Source organism: Mojavia sp., from assembly GCF_059505145.1.
This window is the reverse complement of sequence record NZ_JCACKA010000066.1, coordinates 49,859-63,214: the sequence shown is the minus strand read 5'-3', so window position 1 is coordinate 63,214 and position 13,356 is coordinate 49,859. Positions and strand designations below refer to the sequence as shown.

13 protein-coding genes and 1 pseudogene are annotated in these 13,356 nt (G+C 39.7%); 6 read left to right on the top strand and 8 right to left on the bottom strand.

Going from position 1 to position 13,356, the window contains the following annotated elements:
• Positions 1–32: 32 nt before the first annotated feature.
• Positions 33–416 (bottom strand): annotated as a pseudogene (gene tnpA / locus AC5JL8_RS15800) (IS200/IS605 family transposase); the annotation flags it as partial.
• A 312-nt stretch (positions 417–728) separates the two neighbouring features.
• Between tnpA and AC5JL8_RS15795 the strand changes: the two are divergent.
• The 4 genes from AC5JL8_RS15795 (at position 729) to AC5JL8_RS15780 (ending at position 5,007) form a co-directional block, all read left to right on the top strand.
• Positions 729–1,235: a transposase gene (locus AC5JL8_RS15795; protein ID WP_495880110.1), complete on the top strand. Its 507-nt coding sequence runs from the start codon at positions 729–731 to the stop codon at positions 1,233–1,235.
• Positions 1,236–1,304: 69 nt separating this feature from the next.
• Positions 1,305–1,790, top strand: a complete 486-nt coding sequence (locus AC5JL8_RS15790) for an IS200/IS605 family accessory protein TnpB-related protein (RefSeq protein ID WP_495880109.1) — start codon at positions 1,305–1,307, stop codon at positions 1,788–1,790.
• Positions 1,791–2,303: 513 nt separating this feature from the next.
• Positions 2,304–3,386 (top strand): photosystem II q(b) protein, encoded by a 1,083-nt coding sequence (psbA, locus tag AC5JL8_RS15785; protein WP_495880108.1) that lies wholly within the window; start codon positions 2,304–2,306, stop codon positions 3,384–3,386.
• 229 nt (positions 3,387–3,615) lie between these two features.
• A complete protein-coding gene (locus AC5JL8_RS15780; protein WP_495880107.1) occupies positions 3,616–5,007 on the top strand; it encodes a malic enzyme-like NAD(P)-binding protein in 1,392 nt (463 codons plus the stop codon).
• A 111-nt stretch (positions 5,008–5,118) separates the two neighbouring features.
• Here the strand turns inward: AC5JL8_RS15780 and AC5JL8_RS15775 are convergent, their stop codons facing one another.
• Positions 5,119–5,802 (bottom strand): Uma2 family endonuclease, encoded by a 684-nt coding sequence (locus AC5JL8_RS15775; protein WP_495880106.1) that lies wholly within the window; start codon positions 5,800–5,802, stop codon positions 5,119–5,121.
• 84 nt (positions 5,803–5,886) lie between these two features.
• Entirely contained in the window at positions 5,887–6,633 is a 747-nt protein-coding gene (locus AC5JL8_RS15770; protein WP_495880105.1) for a creatininase family protein, read from the bottom strand.
• A gap of 125 nt (positions 6,634–6,758) precedes the next feature.
• Here AC5JL8_RS15770 and AC5JL8_RS15765 point away from each other — a divergent pair, with 125 nt between their 5' ends.
• A complete protein-coding gene (locus AC5JL8_RS15765; RefSeq protein ID WP_495880104.1) occupies positions 6,759–7,112 on the top strand; it encodes a hypothetical protein in 354 nt (117 codons plus the stop codon).
• Positions 7,113–7,455: 343 nt separating this feature from the next.
• Here AC5JL8_RS15765 and AC5JL8_RS15760 read toward each other — a convergent pair whose 3' ends face one another.
• From AC5JL8_RS15760 to AC5JL8_RS15750, 3 genes are all read right to left on the bottom strand, one after another.
• On the bottom strand, positions 7,456–7,815 hold the full coding sequence (locus AC5JL8_RS15760; RefSeq protein WP_495880103.1) for a Mo-dependent nitrogenase C-terminal domain-containing protein: 360 nt from the start codon (positions 7,813–7,815) through the stop codon (positions 7,456–7,458).
• 754 nt (positions 7,816–8,569) lie between these two features.
• Positions 8,570–9,343: a Uma2 family endonuclease gene (locus AC5JL8_RS15755; protein WP_495880102.1), complete on the bottom strand. Its 774-nt coding sequence runs from the start codon at positions 9,341–9,343 to the stop codon at positions 8,570–8,572.
• A gap of 100 nt (positions 9,344–9,443) precedes the next feature.
• A complete protein-coding gene (locus tag AC5JL8_RS15750; RefSeq protein WP_495880101.1) occupies positions 9,444–10,271 on the bottom strand; it encodes an HAD family hydrolase in 828 nt (275 codons plus the stop codon).
• 105 nt (positions 10,272–10,376) lie between these two features.
• Between AC5JL8_RS15750 and AC5JL8_RS15745 the strand changes: the two genes are divergently transcribed.
• The gene (locus AC5JL8_RS15745; protein WP_495880100.1) at positions 10,377–11,150 is read left to right on the top strand and encodes a hypothetical protein; all 774 of its coding nucleotides are present in this window, start codon (positions 10,377–10,379) and stop codon (positions 11,148–11,150) included.
• Positions 11,151–11,224: 74 nt separating this feature from the next.
• Here the strand turns inward: AC5JL8_RS15745 and AC5JL8_RS15740 are convergent, their stop codons facing one another.
• Both AC5JL8_RS15740 and devC read right to left on the bottom strand, forming a co-directional pair.
• A complete protein-coding gene (locus AC5JL8_RS15740; RefSeq protein ID WP_495880487.1) occupies positions 11,225–11,959 on the bottom strand; it encodes a DevA family ABC transporter ATP-binding protein in 735 nt (244 codons plus the stop codon).
• Between the two features lie 168 nt (positions 11,960–12,127).
• Positions 12,128–13,321 carry an ABC transporter permease DevC gene (gene devC, locus AC5JL8_RS15735; protein WP_495880099.1) on the bottom strand — a complete coding sequence of 398 codons (1,194 nt, stop codon included), beginning with the start codon at positions 13,319–13,321 and terminating at the stop codon, positions 12,128–12,130.
• Between the last annotated feature and the right edge of the window lie 35 nt (positions 13,322–13,356).

Sequence of the window (13,356 nt, the reverse complement as noted above, 5' to 3'; positions counted from 1 at the left end):
GGCGGAAAAGTGACTCGTGCGGCTTCAGCCGTCTAGTAGTGATGCGGGTCTTCAATGTACTTCTGGATAATTTCAGCACTAACATTACCTGCTGTGCTAAAAAAGTAGCTTTTACTCCATAAACTAGGCAGTTTCAGTAGTTCAGGAAACTCTTTGCGTAGATAATTTGAAGACCTCGCTTTAAAAGCCTTAACAACTAAATGAATTGGATCTGTTGGGTTAATCTCAACAAATAAGTGGATATGGTCTGGGGCAATTTCTAAAGCTCGGATGTTCCACTTTTTCTCTGTAGCTAATTCTTGCCATATTTGATAGAGACGATTTCTGACTTCACCTTTTAAAACTGGTTTACGCCGCTTTGGGATGAAAACGAAATGAAAAATAGCCAAGCCTACAAAGTGATTATAGTGCTGATACTCAAAAGTCTATTTACGCATGAAGTCTCGCCATTTTTCAACCATCATATTTAGCTTCATTATCTTGTGATCTACTGTCGTTTAGTCTAAAGATATCAACAAAATATGTATGGATGCCAACAGACGTTAATTCACGCACCACCTGATGTTCAGGCTGTTATTGAGTACCTATGCACAGAGTCTAACAAGGTTTGGAACTGTTCTGTTTACTACGCTAGGCAAATCTATTTTAAGACTGGCAAGATAATTAAACGTGCTGAAATATGTGCTGAAATGACTCGCTCCAAGAACAGGCATTTTGGAGCAATGTATGTGTCCTCAGCGCAGCAAACTTGCAATAATGTCGCAGAAGCTTTCAAATCATTCCAAAAGTTAATGAAACTTTGGAAGTGTGGGGAACTTCAAGACAAACCCTCGCTGCCTAAATATCGCAAAAACGGACTATTCACAGTCACTTACCCTAAACGATGGTTAAAGTTGACAGAAGAAGGCATCAGAATTCCGCTAGGGAATCAGGTAAAAGCTTGGTTCGGTATTGACGCATTTTTTCTACCAATGCCATCTAATTTGAAGTGGGAAAATATCAAAGAAATTAGGATTTTACCTAGAAACAGATGTTTTTATAGCGAATTTGTTTATCCTGTTGAAGATGCCAAATCTCAATTGGATGTAAGCAAAGTACTAGGGATTGATCATGGAATTGATAATTGGTTGACTTGCGTTAGCAATGTCGGCACAAGTTTTATTATTGATGGGAAGCATCTCAAGTCTCTCAATCAATGGTACAACAAGCGAGTTGCCACTTTAAAAGAGAATTAACCTCAAGGTTTCTGGTCTAAGCAACTAGCTGCAATCACCGAAAAACGTAACCGTCAGATAAAGGATGCTGTGAACAAAGCAGCAAGACTAGTTATTAATCACTGCCTAAAAAATGGTATTGGTCGAATTGTTTTTGGGTGGAACCAAAGACAAAAAGATAAGTCTAATATGGGGCGTAAAGCTAATCAGAAATTTGTTCAAATCCCTACAGCCAAACTCAAAGAACGTATTTCTCAACTTTGTCAACAATACGGAATTGATTTTGTAGAAACCGAAGAAGCCAATACCTCTGCTGCCTCGTTTATAGATAGTGATAGCCTACCCAAACATGGTGAAAAACCCGATAGTTGGAAGTCATCAGGTAAGCGAGTAAAGCGTGGATTATTCCGTACTGCAAACAATTGGTACATTAACGCAGATGCCAATGGAGCAGCAAACATAATTTCTAAAGTAGCGACAACATTGGGTCTTGACCTCAGTGGAGTCAGTAGAGGCGAATTGACTACGCCGTTAAGAGTTCGTTTGTGGACTCTTAAGAATCCCCCGACTGTTTAAATCAGCGAAGCGAAATTTAAACAGTCGGGGGAGTGTCAAATTAAGAACCTTGATGATCACTTACCACAGATGCTTAGAGTGTTCGGTATTGTAGTAAGTTAAAAACTGATGTTGCAAATTGGTCAACAATCAAAATCATATTTATTAAATGAATAGTAATTTATAATACTTAAAATAAAGTGTAGTCAAACTTGTATTACTGAATAATACTATCTGTAATGGATACAGATATTAAACAATTAATTATTACAAACTATTAGTAAAACTTAAATTAAGTTTATTGAAAAATAGAAATAGTTAATGTAAAACCTGATATTAGAGAGCCGGGATAGTTTTCCCTGTGATTTCACCGTCTCCCTTGGAAAATAGGTTAGCAGTATTTTTGGTGTGAGGTAATTGAGCAGAATCCCGGTGATCAGGGAGAAGGTATTGGCAGAGTATTTAAAAAACCAAAATTCTCAAATCTTAAGGCTTGAGAAAGTTTGTTGTTAGCGTTTAATCAAGAATACAGCCATGACCACAACTCTAAGAAGAGGCGAAAGCGGTAAACTGTGGGATCGGTTCTGCGAATGGATTACTAGTACCGAAAATCGGCTTTATATCGGCTGGTTCGGGGTTTTAATGATTCCTACCCTGTTGACCGCTACCATTTGTTTCATTATTGCATTTATTGCTGCGCCACCCGTTGATATTGACGGGATTCGTGAACCTGTTGCAGGTTCTTTACTATACGGCAATAACATCATTACTGGTGCTGTTGTGCCTACATCTAATGCCATTGGTTTGCACTTCTATCCAATTTGGGAAGCTGCTTCGATGGATGAATGGCTTTACAATGGCGGCCCTTATCAGCTAATCGTCTTGCATTTTCTCATTGGTATCTTCTGCTGGCTAGGTCGGCAATGGGAGTTAAGCTATCGTCTGGGAATGCGTCCCTGGATTTGTGTTGCTTACTCTGCACCTGTAGCTGCTGCGACTTCTGTTTTTTTAATTTACCCAATTGGTCAAGGTAGTTTTTCGGATGGGATGCCTTTGGGTATTAGTGGAACATTTAACTTTATGTTAGTGTTCCAAGCAGAGCATAACATTCTGTTTCACCCGTTCCACATGTTTGGTGTGGCAGGTGTATTCGGCGGTGCATTATTCTGTGCAATGCATGGTTCTTTGGTGTCTTCCTCGTTAGTTAGAGAGACGACTGAGGTTGAATCCATCAACTATGGATACAGATTTGGTCAAGAACAAGAAACCTACAGCATTGTAGCGGCTCACGGTTACTTTGGACGGTTGATTTGGCAATATGCCAGCTTTAATAATTCTCGTTCTTTGCACTTTTTCTTGGCTGCTTGGCCTGTAGTTTGTATCTGGTTGGCGGCTTTGGGTATCAGCACAATGGCGTTTAACTTAAATGGGTTCAACTTTAACCAATCAGTGCTTGATTCTCAAGGTCGTGTAGTTAGTACGTGGGCAGATGTGGTCAACCGTGCCAATCTAGGGATTGAAGTAATGCACGAACGCAATGCTCACAATTTCCCGTTAGATTTGGCATTTGATGAAGCAATACCTGTAGCGTTATCAGGTCTTGCAATTCATAGCTAATCTTAGGATAGGATAAATTAAAAGCGCTCTCTAGTTAGAGAGCGCTTTTTTATGGAACTATAGATGCACACAGAGCAATAAAGAAGAGATAGGAAAAATATTGGTGTATCCAAGTAAATTTACAAAATTGTTACTCTTTTATATCAAGAAAATATGAGATTTGAGATTTAGATCAGATTTTCAATAATGAATTCAATATAAAATCTAAAACTTAAATTCAAAAATCACAATGGCAGACCTCACTCCTAATTCTAGTTTTAGTTTGACGCTTCGCTTGCAGATTCCCAATCGTGTAGGGATGTTGGCGTCAGTAACCCAGGCGATCGCCTCCAGTGGTGGACTACTAGGACAAATTGATTTAATCGAGCAAACCCGCAAAGAGTCCACCCGCGATATTACAGTTGATGCTGCTAGCACTGAACACGCTGAAACCATTGTGCAAGCAGTGAAAGCATTACCAAACATTAAGGTGCTGAGTGTGTATGACCGCACCTTTAATTTGCATCGCGGGGGCAAAATCAGCATTACCAGCAGAATTCCGCTAAAAAGTGTTTCTGACCTAGCAATGGCATATACGCCAGGAGTTGGTCGGATTTGTACTGCGATCGCCCAAGACCCAGAGGAAGTTTACAATTTAACAATCAAACAAAATACTGTTGCCATTGTTACAGATGGCAGCGCTGTTCTAGGGTTAGGAAATCTTGGCCCAGCTGCTGCCCTACCAGTGATGGAAGGCAAGGCGATGCTGTTCAAAGAATTTGCCGGGCTGGATGCTTTTCCAATCTGCCTAGCCACCCAAAATACAGATGAAATTGTCCAGGCAGTTAAAAATATTGCTCCAGTTTTTGGGGGTGTAAATTTAGAAGATATCTCTGCTCCTCGCTGCTTTGAAATTGAACGGAGATTGCGACAAGAATTAGATATACCAGTTTTTCATGATGACCAGCATGGTACAGCAATTGTCACCTTGGCAGCCTTATTTAACTCTCTGAAACTCGTGCATAAGTCAATGGAGGAAATCCACATCGTAATTAACGGTGCTGGGGCTGCTGGGGTAGCGATCGCTCGGTTGCTGGGCAAAGCGGGAGCAGAAAAAATCTGGATGTGTGACTCTAAAGGAATTATTTCTACTAGTCGCACCGATCTGACGGAGGAAAAGCGGGAGTTTGCTGTAAAAGCCCAAGGTACTCTAGCAGGTGCGATGCAAGGCGCAGATGTATTTATTGGTGTCAGCGCACCAGGAGTTTTGACACCAGAAATGGTGCAATCAATGGCGAAAGACCCAATTGTGTTTGCAATGGCAAATCCCATTCCAGAAATTCAGCCAGAATTAATTCACAACAATGTCGCTGTCATCGCCACTGGTCGCAGTGATTACCCAAATCAAATTAATAACGTCTTAGCTTTTCCGGGAGTATTTCGCGGTGCTTTAGATTGTCGGGCCCAGACAATTACCGCCACAATGTATCTGGAAGCAGCAAGTGCGATCGCGTCCTTAGTCAAACCTTCAGATTTGGATCGGGAACATATTATTCCTTCGGTCTTCGATCCGCGTGTTGTCACTGCTGTTGCTGCTGCTGTACAACAAGCAGCACGGCAAGAAGGTATTGCTCGGAGTTGATTAAATTCTGGGATGGGTATCTTACCTGTCCCAGGTAAGTCAAGGGTAATTTTAGATAGTGATGAATCCAAAATATTGGCACAAACCAGATGCCGACTCCACAAACAAAGGTTATTTTTGTTGTGATAATTGATTAATAAAAGCAGTGTGTTCTGTGGTGTTTAGTCCTTTCTGCAATACAGCCAGAACCTCTGCCAAATTTCCTTCAATTAAGGCATCTGCTGCTAACCATAAACCAGGAAAAACTTCGCTTTTAATTGCACCATCTGCATCAGGTTCTAGGGTGACATACTCTTGTCCCCTCAACTTGAACCAATTAAGTTTTTTATCAAAAGTTTGCCAAACAATATACTCTTGTACTCCATTGCGGCGATAAACATTCAGCTTTTCATGCAAATCGTAGGAAGCACTGCTGGCTGCAATTTCCACAATTAATTCTGGTGCGCCTTCAACATAATCATCATCGCTAATATATGATGTACCCACGTTATCGATTCGTAGTAGCGCATCTGGCTGGGGTTCGTTATCCAAATCTATACGAGTAGTACCATTGTCGATTAAATCAGTACCAGGTGTTGCCACACAGTAGAAACCTAACCAAGTGATAATTTGAGCGTGGGGTCTACCATGCTTGGCTGCACGCACTGGCGATGGCATATACACTTTTCCTTCAATTAGTTCAGCTTTTTTGACGCTTGGCATTGCTTGATAACGTCGCTCAAATTCATCGCGTGTTAAGCGATCGCCATTTTCTAAAGGAGGTAATTTAACAGATTCTTGCTTTTGGACAACCATTTATAATTCCTTGGCGAAATTAAGCTTTTTTATCTCACGCAAAGACGTTAATTTACAAACAAAATTAGCGTCTTTGCATAGGTTTTATTCTGCATTCAAAAATTCTAAATAGCCATTGCTGAGTTCTTTCACAGCCGAGTCATAAAACTGCTTACCGTGTTCTGGAGTAGCCAAAGCGGGATTTGAACCCATGCGTCCATCTGGGTAACGTACTCTAAAGTCAGCCGCACTATAAATATTGTGTCCAGTTGCGACTTCTGGTGAGAGAGGTGCTTGCTTTATCACCTCTGGATAAACATACTGGGTGACGGCTACTTCACTTGGCGTTGCATGGGAGCCTTCTTGATCACCGTATAATTCTTTAGCAAGTTTGTATACAGAACTGCACATAAACCAGTTCGCTACTTGGCATTGTACCCGATGTGCATTGGCAATCTGCAAATCTTCTAAATGAGCATAAGTCTCGGAGAAAGCTGCTTTGAGGGTAGCGATATTGCCACCATGTCCGTTGATAAAGTAGAACTTGGTAAAACCAGCTTTGGCTAAACAAGTTACATAGTCTCGCACCAGCTGAATCAAAGTAGTGGGACGCAGACTTATTGTTCCAGGAAAGGCGGTATGGTGCAGTGCCATGCCAACATTAATTGTCGGGCCAACCATTGCTTGGGTTGCTTCGCCCACACCACGGGCGATCGCTTCTGCACAAATAGCATCAGTGCCAATTAGTCCGGTTGGCCCATGTTGCTCTGTGGAACCAATAGGTAGAATAATACCTCCAGACTGCTGTAAATAAGCTTCGACTTCGTGCCAGGTACTTAAATGTAGTAGCATTTTTGCTTAATTCCTTTTTAAAATTGCAGTAGGTAGCAACCTTTTTCTGCTAGGTAGCATCATTCTATAAATAACCACCCATAACAAGATTATGAACCTCTTTGTTTCAGGTGGAGGTAATCGCTATGAAATACTCTCGTATTTGGCAAAACTTTACCGGATTAGCGTTAGAATTTCTTTTGCTTAACAGTGTTATCCCTTCTCCTGCTTGGGCGGGACGCTATGTTTTCAACCAAACCCCCCAAACAATTGAACGCTATTTTGGGCGTTATAATACCAAAAAATCTAATGGTAAGGTTATCACGTATACTTATGCTCCAAAAAGCTTCCGACGGCTATTTCCCCAGTTCCCTAAAAGTAATTTTTCGATCACTTTTATCAACAACCAAGCAAAATATATTACTTTAAATTTTAACGGAGATTTTTATAAATATTCAGGCAGCTTTAATTATGATAAAGCTGAAGCAATAAAATTCTAAAACTATATATTTGGATATCAACCACCAATTTGGTAAGAGATTTCTGCCAAATTTGGTGGTAATGAAACTGTATGTTTTTATGAGTATTGTCTGGGAGATGGAGTTGCAACGACTTTTGATAGATACGGATATAAGCAATTTACAGATTCTGCCACTTTATCCTACAACACTCGTTGCGAACCCCTATATAATCGACATCAAAATTGATTTATAAGTTGTTGGTTTTTTAGATAATGGAGGAGGCACGGGGAACCACTTTACATTTTGACTAATCAAAATTGAGGCGTTCTTGACTGGGTTGATGCTCAATTTTTATTTCCATGCTGGGATTTCTCAAATTTAGTTAGCAATAAGATTGGATATCCTCTCCACATTGATCTACTAAATAGCATAGAGCGCGAAAACGCAAGCCTACTAATTGCTCGTAAAGCGGATTAAGCTTACACATAGGAGGAATATGGGCGATTTTGCGTCCAAAAAGCATAATATCGCGCTCAAAGGGGCACTGTGCCGGTACTAGTTTAGCAATAAATTTAGCTAATTTACGATTTTGTATTTCTAGTTGATCAAGCCATTCACGTAGCGGTTGCAGTAAATCAAATTTAAGTTGAGCAAATTGTTTGTCATTACCTGCTTGTTTCTTTTCCTCAACAGCGTTAACAAAAGCAGGGAGAATAATATGCTTAGTTGTTGTGTTGTTCATAATTGGGATTAAGGTATTTTGGTGTATATGAACTATTTACCAATATGTAGTATTACTATGCTCTTATATCTGCAATTGTCTTGCTAAGTGCAATACAATTAAGATAAGCACAATAAGTTAATTTGCATGAAAGTTGCAAGCAAATGGTGCAACTAATTGATATTTAAACGCACCACATGCTGAAGAACTGTCGACTTAAATACAAAATACCAAAGAAAATATAAAAATGGTATCTTTCAAAGTTACTGATTACTGATATTGCACATAGCAATCTTATATATTGAATTTAAATGCATAGCTATAAAACTGCATAGTATCCTAAGATGTACTTTTAGGAAGGAAAATCCAGTTTTGCTCTTACTACAGCCAGATTTCGCCAATTTTATTGTATAATACCTAAGAATTTTCAGGTAATAATTATCTAGTAATATAGTTACATAGATTACATAAGTTTATCTAATTAAAATTCATACGGTTAACAACACATATTTTGATAAGTGCAAGCTAATACAACGTTTCAAATATTTCATCAAAGTTTAGTAGGCGCTAAACAACCTGAATGTAAGGCAACTTTTTTGTATCAAAAAATAAAGATTAATTAGAACTTTTCAAGGCAGAGGTTCATCGAACTGACGTGGAATTAGCAACATACGCCAGTAGGTTAAGCCGATCTGCTCAACCAAAAAATCTTAATGCATAAACCACTGTATAACCGATTCTGAAAACTGCCGCGATTTCTGACTCTGCAAAGTAGTTAAGTTGCTCCTGATTGCAGAGTATCAGGATCAACACCGAGCGATCGCAACCTTGCCTTTAATTGTTCTACTTGTAATTGTGCTTGTTCTGCTCGTTGGCGTTCCTGTTCTGCTCGTTGGCGTTCCTGTTCTGCTCGTTGGTGTTCTTGTTCTGCCCGTTCTTCTGCCTGTTGTCTGGCTAAAACTTCTTGCCGTAAAGCTTCTGCCAGTTCATCGGGGATCAGCAGCTTTTCTCCTGTATCCTCTCGATAAAACCCTATCAGCCGTCCTTCAACCTGTAAACGCAGTTGTAACTGTTCACTGCGACTATCTGAGATCGGTTCGTAAGTTTCTCCCCGCAGGCGATAACCGTGTAATTGCTGTTCTACCCATTCGCCTTTGGGGTCAAATAGCCAGTATTCCTTGACTCCTAGCTGTTCGTAGAGGGTTTTTTTAAAGATTTGGTCTTGATCCTTAGTACCTACAGATGTCATTTCAAAAATTACTGTGGGTACTTGACCTTCTTCCCAGATTTTATAATTGTCTCGACCGCCAGGTGTCACATCAAAAATTACCATCACATCTGGAGCAACCCGTAACTTGGGAAAGCCTTGTGCATAGTAAAGAAATTGATTACCCAACACTGTCGCCTGACGACCCGCCAGATATTGTTTGAGTACTGCTAAGGTGGTTAGCAAGACATAAAGGTGGTCATAGGTTTCCGCCACTGGTTGACCATCAGCACTGGGGTAGAAGATTTCAGATTCGATGCTGACAGGTACAATAGCTGTCATGATTATAAATTCAGTGCTACTAACTCATTTTAGAACAATAATTCTCTTAACTTTGCAAAGCGCGATCGCTTTCCCTCATAGTCCAATATTTATCTCAACTCTAATCCACTAGATTAACTGTAGTGCTTTGTAAAATCATTCGCGTCAACTCACAAAATCCTTCCACTTCCGCAGCATTGGTAATATAAGCGGGCTGATGCTGTAACTGATTGGCATACTCCAATACATTCGCCACACCTACAGAAATCGGAAAATAACGCCGATCAAATAAACTTTCATCATTAGGGCTATCACCAACTGTGACAATCTGTTCTGGAGAGTATGGTTGGAAGTGTTCCTGCAATACCCGCAGCAAACCAACAGCCTTATCTTGTCTTTGGGGTTTAATATGGCACTGCACATTGCTGTAGGTAAATCCCCAACTCATTTCCTGACAGAAATGGCCTAAAGTTTGTAGTTCACTTGGACTTAAAGAAGCTACATCAAAAGTCCAGTCAGTAATCCGAAAGCGGTTATCGGCAGATTCTTGGATTTGGGGAAATTGAGTCTGTAATTGCAAAAAAGCAGCTGCCAATTGCTGGCGATGGCTAGTTAAGTCGGGTATTGGCGTTAAAGTTGCTGGTTTATCACTCCCAGATAAATAGAATAAACCGCCGTTTTCTGCAATAGCACCCACGACTGGCATCAAGCTACTCAGTCCACTCACCCACCCAGCTGAACGTCCTGTGACAATCAATACTTTGATGTTGGCTGCTGCCAAATCTTCTAAAGCTTGCAGCAGTGGAGTTGTAAATTTGCCTTGCCTAGTCAGAGTACCGTCCATATCTGTGGCAACCAGACGAATATTGCTCAAGCAGGTGGATGAAACCTCTGACAGTTGCCCCAGGTTTAGGGAACGCCCAGCAGGGACGTTTAGGTGTCTATACATAGGCTGTTGAGGAAAAGCTGTAAAAAATAATAATGATACAGCAAGATGACATCATGAATTTGGGCATCCTAAAAATCAGGAGTCAAGTTTTTTAGTTTGCCAACTATGCCCTCTTCGTTGTTTCTTGCCCAATCCTCCGGGACAAAGATTAAAAAAGCATCCCAGGAAGTGCCACTAAACGATCCTCAAACACCGCCATTCTTGGTGGTAACCTCTGGAGGACTGGCTTTGATGGTAATTGCTTTGATTGTCTATATCAAAATTTTGATGAATCGGCTGGAGAAAAAACTTAAATTTGAACAATTCCGGGCCCGAGAACTAGAGAAAAAGTTTAAGCTAGCCCTGGAAACAATTCGCAACATGGAAACCAACCCCGACTTGGTTAACTCACGGGACTTTAACCTAGATTATCTCCGAATGAGGATGTCAGAGGAGGTATTCCATTATGCGATCGTTAATCAAATTAAAATCATGGCTAAAGATAAAATTTCTCAAGCTCTGCGTCCAAATCAAGCCCAACAAGGGACACTAGGGATTGCTAGTACTGGACGGCAGGTAGATGAAATTTTTGATGTAGAGTATGAGACTGGCACTCCACCAAACACTGCTAAACGAGTGCTGTTTCGTATTCAAATTCGGTTAATGAAGTTACCAACACAAACAACTTCTGCTACTATTAGCCAAATCATTGATTGTATTGAAACTTACCTTAGTCCTATACAAGATGAAGATAATTGGCAACCAACAATTCAAGGTCGTGTTGCCCATATGCATTGGGATCAAAAGGCTAAACCTACACCTCTACTAGTGCTGGAACAATCAAATGAAGGTGTCAATGTTACTTTCCGCACTAGTCGTCAACCTAATAGCTTAAAATAGTAGCATTTGCCTAGAACCAAACAATCAGGCTCTGCTAATTAATCATCCGGTTTTAGGGTGCAGTTCTATCATAGTTATGAGTTATGATTCTTAACTCCAGAATCATAACGGCTAACCATACTTTGAGAATCACGCGCCAAAAGACCATCTTCCATTTCGACGATGCGATCGGCTATATCTAGAATACGGTTATCATGGGTCACCAACAAGATAGAAGTTCCTTGGTCTTTGGCAAGACTCTGCATGATTTCCACAACATCACGTCCAGATTGTTTGTCTAAAGCGGCGGTTGGTTCGTCTGCGAGTACTAGTGGGGGACGATTGACCAATGCACGAGCGATCGCAATCCTTTGTTTTTGTCCACCAGAAAGATTATCTGGATAATAATTGATTTTCTCCTCTAAACCAACTGCCCCAAGCATAGTTTCTGATTTAGCAATTGCTTCACTTTGAGCAATCTCGTCATTTAACTCCACTGCCATTTGCACATTTTGTCTAGCAGTTAAAAATCCCAGCAAATTGTGAGCTTGAAAAATATAACCGATTTTGCGCCTGGCCTGCACTAATTGGTTTTGGCTAGCACCAATTAGTTCTGTACCTAAAAATTTTAAACTACCCTCTTGTACAGACCGTAAACCGCCAATCAAGCTCAGTAATGTTGTTTTTCCTGAACCCGATGGGCCAGTCATAATGACAATTTCACCAGGATATATTTCCAGGTTTATATCAAATAAAATCTGTCTTTTCAGCGCGCCTCTGCCATAGTAGTGATTGAGATTTTTAATGGCAATTACAGGTTCTTGTCTCATCATAAAGTGAATAGCTATAAGTTAGCAGTTCCGAGACGGAACTGTAGTGCCCATAAAGAGTTATGATTTATTAATTATAAAATATATAATTTGATAATTACTGTTCATTTATATTGATTTTACTATTTATGAATTAGCAGTAATTACGTATTAGTTAATAAATCACACTTAAAATATATCTGCTGGATCGGCAGAGCGTAATTTACGTACAGCAATAGCTCCAGAAATAAAGCACATTACCATAGTTAGAATTAATACTGTAACTGCACGTCCAACACTCATAAAAACTGGCAAAAGTGTGGCATCTCTAGCAGCTTTATACATAAATAAAGCAAAAGTAAATCCGGGTAAATATCCAATGACTGCTAGAATGAAAGCTTCTTGTAAAATAACAGTTAATAAATAGTTTTGTGTATATCCTATTGCTTTGAGGGTAGCATATTCAGCCAGATGATCAGCAACTTCAGTATAAAGAATTTGATAAACAATCACTGTCCCTACAATGAAACCCATAATTGTACCTAAAGTAAAAATAAACCCAATAGCTGTGCTACTAGCCCAGTAATTGCGCTCAAATTCTATAAATTCTTCTTTAGTTAAAACATTGATTTCTTCTGGCAAATAACTTCTTAAACTCTGGGTTACAGCAATTATATCGGCTCCTGGTTTTAATCTAATTACTCCAATATCAATTAAGCCTCGTTGACGGTTGTTAAATATCCGCAAAAAGTTAACATCACTAGTAATTAAATTACCGTCAGCCCCAAATGATGCGCCTAGGGTAAATAGCCCCCCTACTTTGATGCGCCTTCTACGTACTTCCGCCGTCACAGTTTTTCCTTCCTCGAAATTGGTAGCAATTGGCCCATACTCTACCCTAGAAGAACGGTCGTATAAAACTACATCAGGCAGTTTAAGTTGCTCTAAATTTTCCGGAACTCCAGGTAAGTTAAATAAGTTAACTTCTGGATTAAAGCCAAATACAAGAATACTTCGAGGGCGACCTGTTACAGGATTTTTCCAACTTGTATAGTCTAAATATATAGGATGTACTGATTGTACTGCTGGTAAATCTAAAGCTTTATACAAACGCCTTTGAGAAAAACTTTTCATCGACAGTACAGCGTTAGATTGACTATTAATTAAAATAATCTCGCCTTGCAAGCTAGTGTGGAATCGAACGTTACTATAATATAAAGCATCCCGGAAACCGATCTGCATAAACATCAATATATCTGCAAAGCCAATTCCTGCTATAGCCACAGCTAAACGTGTTTTTTCTCTTGTCAATTGTAGCCATGATAGAGGTATTTTTCTATTGTTTTTAGAATGAAAAATGTTAGTAATTAGTTCATTAATCATTATTCATATCAATTTTGTATTTAGGCTAAATTGGT